This is a genomic window from Amycolatopsis saalfeldensis (genome assembly GCF_900110575.1).
Taxonomy (GTDB): Bacteria; Actinomycetota; Actinomycetes; order Mycobacteriales; family Pseudonocardiaceae; genus Amycolatopsis; species Amycolatopsis saalfeldensis.
The window spans coordinates 302274-317015 of record NZ_FOEF01000009.1 but is presented as its reverse complement, the minus strand read 5'-3'; the positions used below and the strand labels follow the sequence as shown (position 1 = coordinate 317015).

Below are 14742 nucleotides of genomic sequence, written 5' to 3'. Positions count from 1 at the left end.
TTGGCCGCCCCGTCGAGGAAATGCGCCTCCTGATGCGTCCGCAGAAACTTGAACTCCAACTCCACCAACGCATCAAAACCCCACCTGTCATGCACAATCCCCCGCGTCGCCGCATCCATCCCGAACCACACCTGGCTCGACAGGGTCGCGTCGCGAGACCACTCCGGCGGAACCACAATCTCCATGGCACATCGTCCAATCTGCTTTTTCCAGGGAATGCCTCTCAGCCAGGGTCGTCGACCACGGCCGGCATGTATTGACCGAACCCGCCAGGTCTCGGAAGCGCTCCGCCAACCTGCGGACGCGACTACCGATCACCCAGCGTGAACTTCCGGCGCGGAACCGGTGCGCCCCAGGTCGGCGACCGGGAGGTGGCACCGGATCAGCTGCCCGCCTCCAGCGTCGGCGAGAGGCGGTTCGTCCGTGTCGCAGAGCGGACCGAGCCGTCTCGGGCACCGGTGGCTGAAAACGCAGCCCGCCTCGTGGCTCGACAGCGCCGAACCCGCGGGGGCCGGCAGACCGCTTCGGCCCCCGGCCGGATCTGCGGCCGACATCAGCACCTCGGTGTAGGGGTGGCGGGGACCGTCGATGATCCGCTCGGCCGGCACCACCTCGACGATGCGGCCGCGGTACATCACGGCGATGCGATCAGCCAGGTAGCGAACGACTCCCAGGTCATGCGAGATGAACAGGCACGCGACACCGTTCTCGCCCTGCAGGCGGACCAGTAGGTTCAAGATGGTCGCCTGCACCGAAACGTCGAGCGCCGACGTCGGCTCGTCGCAGACGACGAGCGCGGGGTCGCCTGCGAAGGCACGGGCGATCGCCACCCGCTGTTTGAGCCCGCCGGAGAGCTGCTTCGGCCGCAGGTCCAGGCAACGATCCGGCAGGGCGACGCCGTGGGCCAGCTCCGTAACCCGCTCCACCAGCCGTTCGCCGCGAAGCCCGGCCAGGCGGGTCACCGCGCGGCCGAGCAACCTCCGCACGGTGTGCCGGCGGTTGAGCGCCGAGTCAGGGTTCTGGAAGATCACCTGGATCCCGGTGACCTCGTCGTCGGATCGCCTGTCGGCGCGGCCAGCCAGAGGCTTTCCGCGGTATTCGACCGTCCCGGAACTCGGCGTCACCAGTCCTGCCACCGCGTGCCCGAGGGTCGTCTTGCCGCTTCCCGACTCGCCGACCAGCGCGAGCACTTCGCCTGCGAAAACCTCCAGGTCGACCCCGGCGACCGCGGAGACGGCGCCGCGGGGGCCGTAGGTCTTCGTGAGCCCGCGGATGCTGAGCAGCGGCGCCGGCGCCGGATCCGCCGGCGGGCGTTCGACGGCCACCGGTACCAGCCGCACCGGCTTCCGTGCGGCCTTCGGCACGAAGCACCGCACGACGTGTGCGTCGCCGACCTCGCGAACCCCGGGGGATTCCGTCCGGCAACGATCTTCGACGAGTGCGCAGCGATCGGCGAACGCGCACCCTCGCACGACCGACCCCGGCGAAGGCAGAGCCCCGGGAATAGCCTCGAGCGGGCCGCTGCCCTTCGCGGTTCCGCGGGGCACCGCACGCAGCAGCCCGGCTGTGTAGGGGTGGTGCGGGTCGCTCAGCACGTCACGCGACGGGCCGACCTCGACGAGCCGTCCCGCGTACAGAACGCCGACCCGATCGCACATCCGCGAAACCAGGCGCAGGTCGTGGGTGATGAAGAGCACCGACGTCGCGTGCTCCGCGCGAAGCTGGGCGATCAGGTCCAGGACGCCGGCCTCGACGGTGGCGTCCAGGGCGGTGGTGGGCTCGTCCAGGATCAGCAGGGCGGGCTGCGCGGCCAAGGCCATCGCGATCACCACTCGCTGCTGCATCCCGCCGGACAGCTCGTGCGGATAGCGCCGCGCGACTTCGCGGTGGCGGGGGATCTGCACCCGATCCAGTGCCTCGACGGCGAGCCGACGCGCCTGCGAGCCGGACTTCCCCGCCAGCTCGTACACCTCCGCAACCTGGCGCCAGATCCGCATCGAAGGGTTCAGCGCCCGCGAAGGGTCCTGGTACACCATCGAAACAGCGCTCGCCCGCAACCGGCGCAGGTCCCGGCCGCCGAGCGTCAGCACATCCCTGCCGTCGAGGCGGACGGATCCTCCTGTGACGCGCGCGTTGGCAGCCAGGTACCGCACGATGGAATAGGCCACGGTCGATTTCCCGCAGCCGGACTCTCCGACCAGTCCGAAGGCCTCCCCCCTGCCGATGTCGAACGACACCGAGTCGAGTACCGGGGCCACCCCATCGCGGCTGTGAAAGCCGAGGCTCAGGCCCTCGACGCTGAGGACAGGCCGCATGTCCCGCTCGGTCTGCGTGTCGGTCATCGGTTCACCAGCCGCTCGATCGAATCGGAAATCAAGTTGACGCCGACGATCAGGGACGCGATCGCCAGCGCGGCGAAGGCGACTTCCCACCAGTACCCCGCGGAAAGGAGCGCTACGTTCGTCGCGACGTCGAGTCCCCAGTCCGGCGTGGGCGGCTGGACCCCGAATCCGAGGAAGGACAGAGTGGCGACCACGAAGATGGCGTAGCCGAAGCGCACTGTGAACTCCACCAGGATCGGCGCGAGCACGTTCGGGAGCAGCTCGCCGAAGATCGTGAACACCCGTGATTCCCGGCGCAGCTGCGCGGCCGGCAGGTAGTCCAGCCGCACCTCCGCCAGGACGGCCGCCCGTGTCGTTCTGGCGACGATCGGCACGAAGATCACACTGATCGTCAGCGCCACGGTGGTCGAACTCGGGCCGAGAGCCGCGATCACCAGGAGCGCCGTCACGATCAACGGCAGCACGATGACCGCTTCGAAGATGCGCCCGGCCACCTCGTCCACGATTCCCCGGAAGAACCCGACCAGCAGGCCGATCACGGCACCGGCCGCGGTGCCGAGAAAGCTGGCCGACAAAGCCACCAGCAAGACCGATCGTGATCCCACGAGCACCCGGGAGAACACATCGCGTCCCAGCTGGTCGGTTCCGAACAGATGCCGGCCCGAGGGCACGGCGTTGATCGCGTGCAGGTCGACTGCATCAGGAGGGTAGGGCGCGAGGTGCGTGCCGAAGGCCGCGCAGACAGCCCAGAACAGCAGGATCACGGCGCCGGCGACGAACGGGCCCGAACGCGTCAGATCCCGTACCGCACGTCTCGACGGTCGCTGGGGTGTGCTCACGAGGGCCGGCGGATCCAGCACGGTCATGTCCGGCTCACCTCAATGCTTCCGGGGCGGAGGAACGCGGTGAGCAGGTCCGCCGCCAAAGTGATGATCATGAACGTCACACCGAGGCAGAGGACTCCGCCTTCGAGCATCGGGAAGTCCTTCGCCTGGGTGGCGGTGAAGATCAGGCTGCCGATACCGGGGTAGTGGAAGAGCTGCTCGATCACGACGAGACCGCCGAGAACGTAACCGGCCTGGCTCGCCAGGACGGTGATCGTCGGCGGCAGGGCGTTGCGCAGCACGTGCCGGAAGATCACACGCCGGCGGGGCAGTCCTTTCAGCTCGGCGGTGCGCGTGCAGTCGGCCGCGAGCGTTTCGATGACCCCGGCCCGCACCATGCGCATGAGGTATCCGAACAGGACGATGACCAAGGGGACGGCGGGCAGGATCAAGTAGTAGAGCTGGATCGCGAACCCGGATCCCGCCGGTGGCACGGCTTGCACCGGGAACGCGTGCGCCCAGACCCCGAGCACCAGGATCAGCAGGACGCCGGAGACGAACTCGGGCAGCGCGAGTGCCGAGAACCCCACCACGCCGATGATCCGGTCGATCGCCTTTCCCGCGTGCAGACCGGCGAGCACCCCGGCCAGTACGGCCACCGGGACACAGATCGCGAAGGCCACTAGGGCGAGTAGCGCGGACCGGCCCAGCGCCGGCCCGAGGAATGACGCGACCGGCTGGTGGAAGGTGTAGGAAAGCCCCAGATTCCCGCCCACGGCGTGCGCGATCCACTGCCCGTACTGGACCACCAGTGAACGATCCGTCCCGAGCTGCCGGCTCAGCTCGTCGACGGCAGACTGCGGCGCCAGCGGCCCCAGGATCGCGCGCGCCGGGTTGCCCGGCAGCAGCTGCCCGGCGAAGAACACCAGCAGCGACAACAGGATCAGCGTTATGACCAGCAGTCCCAACCGGCGCAGCACAAACCTGGCGGGCGCACCGCTCGGCAACGACCTCCTCAACCGGCGTCCCGTCAACGTCGCCATCGCCGGCCTCCGGTCTGCGGCCCGGAACAGGCCGCCGCGGTGAGGCCGCACGGAATCGGGCCGGTCATGCCAGACCCGCCTGGTCGAACTTGGGAAGCCAGCCGGGTTTCACACCGGCGACGTTCTTCGCCATCGGGTTGAGCCAGTTGAAGAAGTAGCCGACGATCGTCGGGGTTTCGTCGAGCAGGAGCGCTTGGATCTTGTCCCCGGCCGCCCGCTGCTTCTGGACGTCCAGCGCCGCCACGTATTCAGCCGCCAGGCCGTCGTAGGTCGAGTTGGCGAAGTGGGCGGCGTTCCAGACCCCACCGCTCTTGAGGGTCGAGGTCAGGTAGACGTTCGGCACCGCGCGCCCGGCGTAGTCGGCGATGCCCGCGGCGGAATCCAGCCAGTCGGAGTTCCCGAACGTCGCGTCCCCGTAGAACGCGGTCGCCGACTCGGTGCGAAGCTGGAGATCGATGCCCGCGTCTTTGGCAGAAGCTTGGACCAGCTGTGCGTAGGCGGGGATTTCGCCCAGGGTCTCCACGACCAGCGGGGCGGAGAGCCCCCGGGCGAACCCGGCGGCGGCGAGCAGAGAACGAGCCTTCGCCACATCCCGGGCCCGCTGGGGCACGGCGCCGGTGGTCGCCGCGAAGATGGGAGCCAGCGGGCTGTCGTTGCCGAGCTCCGCCTTGTCACCGAACAACGCCGAGATGATCGCGGGCCGGTCCAGGGTCAGCGCGAGCGCCTGCCGCACCCGCTTGTCGGTGAACGGCCCTTGATCGACTCGCAGGTGCAGCTCGCGGTACGCGCTGGTTCTCGTCGTGGCCACCGTGATCGCGTCATTGCCGAGAACGGCTTGCCCGCCCTGGGCGCTCAGTGAGCCGAGAACGTCGACCTGTCCCCCCAGCAGCGCGACGACTTCCGCCGATTGGGAGTCGTAGAACGTCACCGAAAGCCGGTCCACAATTGATTTTTGTCCCCAGTACGCGTCGTTCCGGACGAAAGTCGCCCCCGCTTTCGGTGTGTACTTTTCGAGCTTGAACGCGCCGGTGCCGATGAACGTGGCCGGCCAGTCCTCCAGCGGATAGCCCTTCGGGACGATGATCGTGTTGTACAAGTCCGACGAGATGAGGTAGGGGAAGTTTCCGACCGGCGCGTCCAGGTGGAACGCGACCCGGTTTTCGTTGACCTTCTCGACGTTCCCCTTCGACAGCACGCCGCGAAGCGCGGACAGCGCGTTCGAACCGGTGGCGGGATCCGTGGCCAGGTCGAAGGTGTAGACCACATCGTCCGCGGAGAAGGGTTTGCCGTCGTGGAAGCGGACGTTCTGGCGCAGGTCGAAGGTCCAGACGGTGCCGTCGTGGTTGGGCGCCCACTTCGTCGCCAGCATCGGCTTGAGGGTCCGATCGACGTCCCTGAACGCCAGTGCCTCACCGGTCTGCGTGATGAGCTGCGTGCCACCCTCGTCCGCGACGAGCGCCGGATTGGGCGCTCCGGTGGGCGTCACGGTGCCCACCCGCAGGTTTCCGCCGGGCTTCGGCTTGGTGCCGCCACCCGCCGGAGCCGGCACGCCACACGCACTCAGCACGTAGCCCGCGACGGGAAGGGCGATGCCGGCCACCGATGCCCGCCGCAGGAAGTCGCGGCGCGACAACCGGCCGGCCGCCAGCTCGTCGACCACGTGGTTCTCGAACTCGGTCAGGCGGGGCCTGACTCGATCAAGATCAGGACGTCTCATCAGTTCTCCTAGGGGATGACAATCCTTGGTATGCGCGGTGAAACAGCCGGCCGCCAGAGCCGGGAAACCGCGGCACCTCGTCCATCAGCTGCGACCGGAACTGAGCCACCTGCCGGTACTCGTCCTGCCACCGTCCCCCGCGTCGTACACCGTCCCCTGGTCCCAGACACTCCGCAATTCGGCTTTCCGCACTTTTCCGGTCGAGCTCTTCGGCAGCTCTTCGACGAATTCGACGTAGCGGGGCCGCATGTATTCGGGCATCCGGCCGCGGGTCCACTCGACCAGGCCCTGCGCATCGCGCCACCCCGGCTCCCGGGGGACGACAACCACCTTCACGTCCTCCTCCGTCAGCTCCGAGGGAACACCGATCGCGGCGGCCTCGACCACCTCGTGGTGTCCCTGCAGCACCTCCTCGATTTCCGTCGCCGACATGTTGTTCCCGCGTTTGCGGATCGCGTCCGACATCCGGCCCTCGAAGTACAGCCACTCGTCCTCGTCCACCCGCCCACGGTCGCGCGTGTGGTACCAGAGGTTGCGCCACGCGCGCACGGTCTCGTCCGGATCGCGGTAGTAGCCCGACATGTGCTGGTCCGCGAACCGTGGCCGCACCACGATTTCGCCGCTTGTGCCCGTGGGCACCTCGTTGTCGGCCTGATCCACGATCCGCAGCTCGTAGCGACCGGTGTCGATCCGGCCGGCCGCTCCCGCGCGCCGCGAACCGGTCAGCGGATCCCAGACCGGGTGGCCCATCTCCGTCGCGCCGTAGATCTCGACGACCTTCACTCCGAAGCGCGCTTCGAACTCCGGCCAATTGTCAGGTTTCGGACCGCCCATCGCCAGCCGTACCCGATGCCGGCGCTCATCCGGATGCGGCGGCTGTTTCAGCAGGATCGCCAGCACCGCGCCCATGAAGTCGAACACCGTGGCGTCGTGGCGTCGCACGTCCGACCAGAACCGGCGCGCACTGAACTTCTGCCCCAGAGCGGCGGTGGCGCCGAGCACCAGGGCGGTCACGTAGGTCAGGATTGCCGCATCCGTGTGAAACAGCGGATAACAGGAGTACAGCACGTCACTTTCGCGGTACTCGAAATTGCGGATGAGGTGCCTGGCCAGGTCGAGGCAATACGCGTGCGAGATCGATACCGCCTTGGCCGGGCCTGTCGTCCCGGAGGTGAAAATCAGCATCAGCAGATCCGTTCCGGCGAGCTCGACCTCCGGCGGACGGCAATCGGAGCGGAGAGCCGAAGAGAACGAGCACACCGTCTGCGGCCCGAGATCGGGAGCCCCCGCGAGCTCGCCCGCCACGATCACGGTCTCCAGCTTCGGCAGGGAAGCGGCGATCTCCGCGATGGCAGGCAGATACTGTTCGGCGACAACGAGAACCTTGGCCTCGCCCAACTCCAGCAAGTGGGCCAGACCGGCACCGACGTAGTCGGTGTTGATACCCACCTGAACCGCGCCCAGCCGCGCGATCCCCATCCAGGCGACGATGTACTCACCACAGTTGGGCAACATCACCGCAACCGAGTCCTGCTTCTTCACGCCCATTTCGTGCAACGCGCCCGCGAAACGCGACGATTCCTCATCCATCTCCCGGTACGTGTAGCACCTGTCGCTGTGGGACAGCAGGGTCTTGTTCCCGTACGACTCGGCACGCAGAGCGAGCAACGTCGGCAAGTCGGTGATCGGATGCATCTCGGTAAGCCCTTCCGGAGCGATCGTCGGGGGACAGCGCGGAATTCCGTCATCGGCCGCGCGGCGGTGGCTCAGGCCTCGGCCACCGTGAACCGCCATACCGTGGGCCCTTCACCTGCCGAACGCGACTGATCCACCTCCACCAGCACTTCCGGCCCGATCGTCCGGGACGCGACTGTCCACGCTCGCCCGAACGCGGCCTCCACGGCGGAAGGCAGCGAGGCCCAGTCCTGGTACTGGGGAACGGTCAGCCGGGTCCGGGTGTGCGCGAGCAGCACTTGCCCGCCCTCGCCGACCGACTCGAATTCGTCACCCAGCAGGCCGAACACCCGCCGGAACAGGGCGGCGACCCGAACCGGAGCCGGAGCGGTCCGGCTCAGTGCGAAATGCGAGGCGAGATAACGAGACCACGCGACGACGATATTGCGATGCGATTCCTCGGCGATCTCGGCCGCGACGGCCAATCCCTTCAACTGGGCGATCTGCGCGAGCCCGCCGACAGCGTATTCGGCGCTGTACTTCCGAAGCGCCGCCTCGCGGCGCGCGAGCGGCCACTGGGCGGCACCGAGAGGAGGCGGAGGTCCGGGAACACCCGACGGCTGGCCCAAGTCGACGACGTAGCGGTTCGCGGGGTCGACCGGCCCCGGCGCTTCGGAGAAGTACCCGGCGTCGTAGGGGCCGCCGGCCTGGATCAGATCGGTCAGGGTGAACGTCAGGCGGTCGTTGCCGAGCAGTGGTCCGTTGTTCGCCTGCCACGCCTCGAAAGTCCGGAGCACGATGTCGATCGGCACCGCCCCGTGCGCAGAGGTCGGCAGCAACGGGCCGGTCGCGTAGGCCTGTGGCGGCAGATAGAACACCCAGGCCTTTCCGTCGCCGTGGTCGTCCTGGAACGCCATGTCCAATCCGCCGAGGAGGTTCGACAACGTGTGGTACATCGCGCACCGCACGTGATCCGGATAGCCGTCGAGCCCGAGTTTCCTGCTCCCGTCGAGGAAGTGGGCGGTCTGGTGCCGGCGCAGGAAGTCGAACTCCAGCTGCGCGCATTCCTCGACCCCGTAGCGCTTGATGAAGGCCCAGCGGGTCGACGCGTCCATCCCGAACCATATGCTGCTGGCCAGCCGCGCCTCAGTGGACCAAGGAACCTCGGGAATGCTCGTCGTGGGATGGATGCCGTCCCGGATGGAGCCGGTGGGAGTCGTCTGGGTCATCGTCGCGCACGCTCCTGGTTTCGCCTGGTGCCGTCCCGCCCTTGGTGGTCCACAATGGTGCGAGCGGCTCCGCGGGAGCACAAGGGCGCCGGCGGGCCTTGGCGCAGGGATGCCAGTGCGTGGCGGCCGGGTACTGATTCACGACCGCCCCGGCTGTCGGTCAGGTCAGGTGAAGGCCGCCGTCGACAAGCAGGTCGGTGCCGGTGATGAAACCGGCCTGATGGCTCAGCAGGAACACGACCGCATGGGCGACCTCCTCCGGCCGCCCGAACCGGGTCGCGGGTACGCGTGCCTTCACCGCCTTCGGCAGGTCGCCGAGATCACCGTGCAACGCCGACGCCATCGGAGTGCCGATGAAACCGGGGCAAACGCTGTTCACGCGGATCCCGTCGGGCGCCATCGCGCGCGCCGCCGATCGTGTGAGCGCGAGGAGCGCCGATTTCGACGCCGAATAGTGCGGGGTCGGATCCGGGCCGGCCAGAGCCAGGACCATGTGGGCTTCCAGGGAGGCGACCTTGACGATCGCCGCGGGCGAGTTCGTGCTCAGCTGCGGCCGCGCGATTTCCATGAGCTGGTACGGGGCCGGCAAGTTCACGTCGAGCATGCGGCCCCAGCGTTGGCGTGACACCCCGTCGAACCCGGTCTCCTCGAACACTCCGGCGCAGTTGACCAGATAGGAGACGCCCGCCAGACGATCCCGGACCGCGCGGGGCGACTACCATCTACGCGCAGTTCGGGGGCCTGCTCTTCTACGGCCTACTGATCGTCATCGCGCTGACCAGCGCCGCCATCCTGGTGTTCTTCCTGCGCAACAGGCACCTCAAGGCGAGCGTGTGGGCCCGGTATGTCTCCCCGTCGATCGCGCTCGTCGCGTTCGCGATCATCTGCTACCTGGGCACCGCCAACTTCACCATCCTCAGCGGCGGCAGCACCGGAATCGCGATCACCTTCGTGGGCGTCACCTGGGGCCTCGCCGTGGCCGGTCTCGTCTACGCCCTTGTGCTGCGCAAGCGCAAGCCGGAGGTCCACCGGCGGATCGGGCGCAACACCTGACCCCGGGCCGATGCCGGCAACGCCAGGTCAACCCCACCTTCGACTGGTATACAGATGGTGACCAAGTCGTTTGATCGGAAGGTTGTCATGGCCCACATGCCGGCGGAGCAACGCAAAGACGAATTCGTCGAAGCGGCGGTCGCGGTCATCGCGGAACACGGTGTCCGGGGCGCGACGACCCGGCGGATCGCCGAAGCGGCCAACGCGCCACTCGCCTCGCTGCACTATTGCTTCGCCACGAAGGAGGATCTCTTTCTCGAAGCGTTCAACCGGGTGGGCCTCAGCCTCGTCCCAGAGGAGGACGATCCGGCCGCCGGAGTCACGGCCGGATCGTTCCTCCGCTCCGCGATCGACTGGATGCTCGCCAACCGGGACTACGCGCTCGCCCAGGTCGAGCTGTACCTGTGGATCCTGCGCACCGCCCCGGCGCACGCCGGAATGCCGTACGAAACGATCGCGAACGCCCTCTCCCCGCAACTGGCCCGCACTTTTCCCGATATCCAGGAGGAGGCCTTGTCCGATGCCGTGTGGCTGGCCGTCAGTGCTGTCGACGGGCTCGTACTCCAATGGTTCTACCGGCGCGACGACGAGGAACTCCGCCGGCTCGCCGCTGCGCAGGCCGGGGTCCTCGACCGGTTCGTCGAGGAACAACGGACAAGACAGGACTCCGCCTCATGACCGATGACCCCACCAGCTCCCAGCTCGCCCTCGAAGCCGTCAAGTCGCTCGCGCGCATCCTGCCCCGCCCGTTCCACGTTCTGGGGGTCGAGAAAGCCCGCGCAGCGGCAGCAGGCCCGCGCCCCGGGGACCGCCGGAACCAATCGCGGAGACCCGTACCCTGACGCTGTCCGGCCGCAACGGCGGCATCCCGGCGCGACTGCACCGCCCGGCCGTCGGCTACGCGCTTCCCGTGGCCGTCTACTTGCACGGCGGAGGGTGGACAGTCGGCTCGCTCGACGGGATCGACCCGGTGTGCCGGGCACTCGCCAATCGCAGTGGCTGCGCGATCGTGTCCGTCGACTACCGGCTCGCCCCCGAGCACAAATTCCCCGCACCCTTGCACGATTGTCTCGACAGCGTCGAGTATCTCGCCCGCCACAGTGCCGAGCTCGGCCTCGACGCTTCCCGGATCGCGCTGATCGGTGACAGCGCCGGCGGCAACCTCGCCGCGAGCGCCGCCATCGCCGGCCGCACCGGCGCGCTACCGCGAATCGCCGGACTGGTGCTCGCGTATCCCGCCGTCGAATACGGGGTCGTCCGGCCTTCGTGGACCGACTACGCCGACGGTCCGCTCATCACCACCGCGGACGTGGAGTGGTTCTGGCGCAACTACTTCCGCGACGATCGCGATCAAGCCGATCCCCTGGCCGTCCCGGCGGCCGCCACCTCGCCGCCGTCGACCCGCTGCGGGACGGAGCCGAAGCATTTGCCCGCCGCTTGCGCGAAGGCGGCGGGCAAGCCACAGTCCTCCGTTACGAAGGCGTATTCCACGGTTTCCTCACGGAGATCGGCACATTCGCCGCGGCAGTGTCCGAAGCAGCACACTTCCTCGAATCGATTCTGACCGCTTGACCCGATCTTGCCGGGGCGCGCCACCCACGCGGCGTAATTCCCTGCGATTGACACGCTATCGACCGTCTGCCATCATTAAGATCACATGACTTGGTCGATTGATCGGATTACTGCCCCCGGCTCGGCTGATCTTCCCGAACACTCCCGGAGGAGCATCATGGACGCAGGAATCGCCGTGATCGGCGCCGGCCTGATGGGGTCGGCGCTGGCGAAGCAGCTCAGCCGCTCGGGCCGGCGGGTGACCGTGTGGAACCGCACCCCCGGCCGCTGCGACCACCTCGCGGAGGAAGGCGCGACAGTCGCGGACACCGCGGCGGACGCGATTTCCACCACCCGTGCGGTGATCTTCTGCATCAGCAATTCCGCCGACGTCGCGAAGTTCCTCGAAACCCTGCCGGAAAGCCTGTCCCTGAACGGGCGATGCGTGGTCAACCTGTCGACCGGCTCCATCGAGGACGCCGAACGCATCGGCGAACTGGTGGCCGCGCGCCGCGGCACCTATGTGGATGGCACGATCCTGGTGTACCCCGTGGACATCGGCACCAAGAACGCGCTGATCCAGTACGCCGGTGACGCGTCGGGGTGGGATTCGGTGCAAGACAGTGTCCGGACGCTGGCACCGGAGGGAACCCTCTACCTCGGCGAACGCCTCGACCTGCCCGCAGTGCTCGACGTCGCGCTGACCGGCACGACACTGGGCACGGGACTCACCGCCTTCTTCGAAGGTGCCGCCTACGCCACCTCGCGGGGTGTGGACGTGGAACTCGTCGCCCAGGGCGCCATCCGGACGCTCGGCATCCTCCAGAACGAAATCCGGAAATCGATCGACGAGATCAAAGCCGGGACCTACGAAACGGACCAGGCGACCCTGGACGTGTGGCGGCACGGAATAGTCGCCTATCGCGACGCGATCGCCGCGCAGGGCCAGCCGGCGTTCGTTTTGAACGGGGTGCTCGCGGCCCTCGATGACGCCAAGGAAAAGGGGTACGCCGAATCCGCGTATGCCAGCCAGTTCGCAACCTTCCGGGGCACTGCCACGACGAAGACCGCCTGACGATGAAGCCGATCAGAGCAGCGCTCGTCGGCGTCGGGGCCATGAACCGAATCGTGGCGGGCCTGCTGCCGGAAAAGGGAGTGGAGATCGTCGGTGCGGTGGGGCGGAGCAAGGCCGGGCAGGACCTCGGCGAGGTGCTCGAACTCGGGCACCGGCTGGGGATTTCGGTGACCACCGATGCCGGTGCGATGTATGCCAGTGCCCGGCCGGACATCGCGCTCGTCGCGACGTCCAGCTTCATGACCGGGCAGTACGCCGTCCTCGCCGACTGCGCCCGCCACGGTGTCAATGCCATCACCATCGGAGAGGAGCTCCTGCATCCCTGGCACACGGCGCCGGAACGGACGCGGGAACTCGACGCGCTGGCCCGTCGCCATGGGGTGACCCTCGCCGGCGGCGGGTTCCAGGACTTCTTCCTGGTCCATCAGCTCGCCGGGATGCTCGGCACCATGAACCGCCTGGATCGGCTCAGCGGGCAGCAGACCTTCAACGTCGACGACTACGGTGCGGAGGTCGCCCGGGACCAACAGGTCGGGGCCGGCGTCGCCGACTTCGCCCGCTGGAGGCAGTCCGACGAGCGGCCACCCGGCTTCGGCCTGCCGATTCTCGCCGCGATCGCCGCGGCCTCCGATCTCACCGTGACCGGCACCGGGTTCGAGATCCGGCCCGAGGTGGCCGAGCGCGCCACGCCCTGCCGGAGCCTTGGGATCACGGTCGGACCCGGCGATCTCATCGGCTTCACCACCGTCGACACCGTGACGACCGAAGAAGGACCGGTGCTCGTGATGGAGCTCTCGGGCCGTATCTACCAACCGGGCGAGACCGACCGGTTCGCGTGGACCGCCTCCGGCGACCCCGATGTCCGCGTCGTCAACCCTGGCGTCGACACACTGCGCACGACGTGCACGCAAATGGTCAACCGGATCCCCGACGTGATCAACGCTGCACCGGGCTTCGTCGGTCCCGCCGGCCTTCCGCCACTTCGCTACCGAGCACGGCCGTTCGCCGAATACCTTCTCGAGCGACCTCGCCTGGCAGTGAACTGAGCCGGCTGTCACCATCAACACAGGGAGAACCCACCATGGCACTCACTGCCGCCGAGCGGATCAGCATGCTCGAAGAGCCTGTGATCGCAAACCTGTCCGTCGATTCCGGCTCGGCGCGGGGCCCGGTCTGCACCCCGATGTGGTACCGGTACGACCCCGAGGAAAAGCACGTGCAGTTCATCACCGAGAACTCGGCAAGGAAAGTCGAACTGCTCCGCAAATCCGGTCGCGCCACGCTGCTCGTCCAGCGCGCGGATCCGACGTACCGTTACGCCACGGTGGAAGGGCCTGTTTCGTTCTCCCCGGCCAGCTCCGAGCTCCTCCTGCGCATCGCCCTGCGTTACCTGCCCCGTGATCGCGCGGAAGCCTATGTCCGAGACAGCCCGGTCGACACATACTCCACGGTGACACTCACGCCGGAGCGCTGGACCGGCGCGGACCTCGGCGAGTTCTGACCGTCCCGCCCCGGGCCGCCGGGCCCCGTCACCTGAGCAGCTCGGCCGCCTCTCCCGCGTCGGCCCGAGTGGTGCGGAAGCCGTTGGCGGGGTGAGCTTCGTCCGGGTAACCGAACGAAATCCCCACCACGACCTGCCGGTTGTCCGGCAAAACGAGCCGAGTACGCCAGAAGTCGGAGTGCGCCGCGATCGACGCCTGCGCGATCGTCGCCAGTCCAAGCGATTGGGCGGCCAGCAGGAAGTTGCCGAGGTACACCCCGCAGTCGAGCACCCCGTAAGCACCGAGGGCCTGCTCGGTCGTGACGACCGCGACGGCGGGTGCGCCGAAGAACCGGAAGTTCTCCATGGCTTGTGCCTGCGACGCATCCCGGTCACCCTTGACGATCCCGACACTCTCGTAGAGCTGCCAGCCGCATTCCCGGCGACGGCGCCGGAATTCCCCTTCATACCGCTCCGGAAAGGGGATGTCCGGCTTCATCTCGTGCGTTTGCGCGTACTCGACGAACTCCTTGCGAGCCGCCTCGAGCTGCTGGCCGCGCAGCACGGTCAGGTGCCACGGCTGGGTGTTGCACCACGAAGGCGCCTTCTGCGCCATCTCCAGCAACCGCCGGACCGTCTCGTCCGACACCGGTGTGCCGAGGTAGCCTCGGCAGCTCCACCGCTGTGCCTGCAGGTCGTCGAGGACGTCAGCACTGTCGATTTCGGACAGCTGCATTTCCCGCCCACTCCTTTC

General features: G+C 67.9%; 14 protein-coding genes and 2 pseudogenes. 7 read left to right on the top strand and 9 right to left on the bottom strand.

Annotation, left to right across the window (positions count from 1 at the left end):
• The 8 genes and pseudogenes from BMY97_RS47800 to BMY97_RS22300 form a co-directional block, all read right to left on the bottom strand.
• On the bottom strand, nt 1–185 hold a 185-nt coding region (locus BMY97_RS47800; RefSeq protein ID WP_218156836.1), incomplete at its 3' end, for a hypothetical protein.
• 129 nt (nt 186–314) lie between these two features.
• Nucleotides 315–2342, bottom strand: a complete 2028-nt coding sequence (locus BMY97_RS22330; RefSeq protein ID WP_091619120.1) for a dipeptide ABC transporter ATP-binding protein — start codon at nt 2340–2342, stop codon at nt 315–317.
• Complete coding sequence (locus tag BMY97_RS22325) at nt 2339–3208, bottom strand: ABC transporter permease (RefSeq protein WP_091619118.1); 870 nt, start codon at nt 3206–3208, stop codon at nt 2339–2341. The genes BMY97_RS22330 and BMY97_RS22325 overlap by 4 nt, the downstream gene beginning before the upstream one ends.
• The gene (locus BMY97_RS22320; RefSeq protein WP_091619116.1) at nt 3205–4209 is read right to left on the bottom strand and encodes an ABC transporter permease; all 1005 of its coding nucleotides are present in this window, start codon (nt 4207–4209) and stop codon (nt 3205–3207) included. The genes BMY97_RS22325 and BMY97_RS22320 overlap by 4 nt, the downstream gene beginning before the upstream one ends.
• A gap of 64 nt (nt 4210–4273) precedes the next feature.
• Nucleotides 4274–5926 (bottom strand): ABC transporter substrate-binding protein, encoded by a 1653-nt coding sequence (locus tag BMY97_RS22315; RefSeq protein ID WP_091619114.1) that lies wholly within the window; start codon nt 5924–5926, stop codon nt 4274–4276.
• An 84-nt stretch (nt 5927–6010) separates the two neighbouring features.
• Nucleotides 6011–7621, bottom strand: coding sequence for an AMP-binding protein (locus BMY97_RS22310; protein WP_177231490.1), 1611 nt, complete (start codon nt 7619–7621; stop codon nt 6011–6013).
• A 71-nt stretch (nt 7622–7692) separates the two neighbouring features.
• Nucleotides 7693–8829, bottom strand: coding sequence for a hypothetical protein (locus tag BMY97_RS22305; protein WP_143086258.1), 1137 nt, complete (start codon nt 8827–8829; stop codon nt 7693–7695).
• Between the two features lie 160 nt (nt 8830–8989).
• Nucleotides 8990–9523: pseudogene (locus tag BMY97_RS22300) on the bottom strand (SDR family NAD(P)-dependent oxidoreductase); the annotation flags it as partial.
• 101 nt (nt 9524–9624) lie between these two features.
• On the opposite strand from BMY97_RS22300, the gene BMY97_RS22295 reads away from it, so the two are divergent.
• From BMY97_RS22295 to BMY97_RS22270, 7 genes and pseudogenes are all read left to right on the top strand, one after another.
• Nucleotides 9625–9882 (top strand): hypothetical protein, encoded by a 258-nt coding sequence (locus tag BMY97_RS22295; protein WP_091619106.1) that lies wholly within the window; start codon nt 9625–9627, stop codon nt 9880–9882.
• A gap of 87 nt (nt 9883–9969) precedes the next feature.
• Entirely contained in the window at nt 9970–10560 is a 591-nt protein-coding gene (locus BMY97_RS22290; protein ID WP_177231489.1) for a TetR/AcrR family transcriptional regulator, read from the top strand.
• Nucleotides 10561–10702: 142 nt separating this feature from the next.
• Nucleotides 10703–11254: pseudogene (locus BMY97_RS22285) on the top strand (alpha/beta hydrolase); the annotation flags it as partial.
• The gene (locus BMY97_RS49600; RefSeq protein ID WP_143086257.1) at nt 11149–11454 is read left to right on the top strand and encodes an alpha/beta hydrolase fold domain-containing protein; all 306 of its coding nucleotides are present in this window, start codon (nt 11149–11151) and stop codon (nt 11452–11454) included. The pseudogene BMY97_RS22285 and the gene BMY97_RS49600, both read left to right, overlap by 106 nt.
• 157 nt (nt 11455–11611) lie before the next feature.
• Complete coding sequence (locus tag BMY97_RS22280) at nt 11612–12508, top strand: NAD(P)-binding domain-containing protein (protein WP_177231487.1); 897 nt, start codon at nt 11612–11614, stop codon at nt 12506–12508.
• A 53-nt stretch (nt 12509–12561) separates the two neighbouring features.
• Nucleotides 12562–13554: a hypothetical protein gene (locus BMY97_RS22275; protein WP_218156834.1), complete on the top strand. Its 993-nt coding sequence runs from the start codon at nt 12562–12564 to the stop codon at nt 13552–13554.
• 35 nt (nt 13555–13589) lie between these two features.
• Entirely contained in the window at nt 13590–14009 is a 420-nt protein-coding gene (locus tag BMY97_RS22270; protein WP_091619095.1) for a pyridoxamine 5'-phosphate oxidase family protein, read from the top strand.
• A gap of 28 nt (nt 14010–14037) precedes the next feature.
• Here BMY97_RS22270 and BMY97_RS22265 read toward each other — a convergent pair whose 3' ends face one another.
• A complete protein-coding gene (locus tag BMY97_RS22265; RefSeq protein WP_091619093.1) occupies nt 14038–14724 on the bottom strand; it encodes a nitroreductase in 687 nt (228 codons plus the stop codon).
• Between the last annotated feature and the right edge of the window lie 18 nt (nt 14725–14742).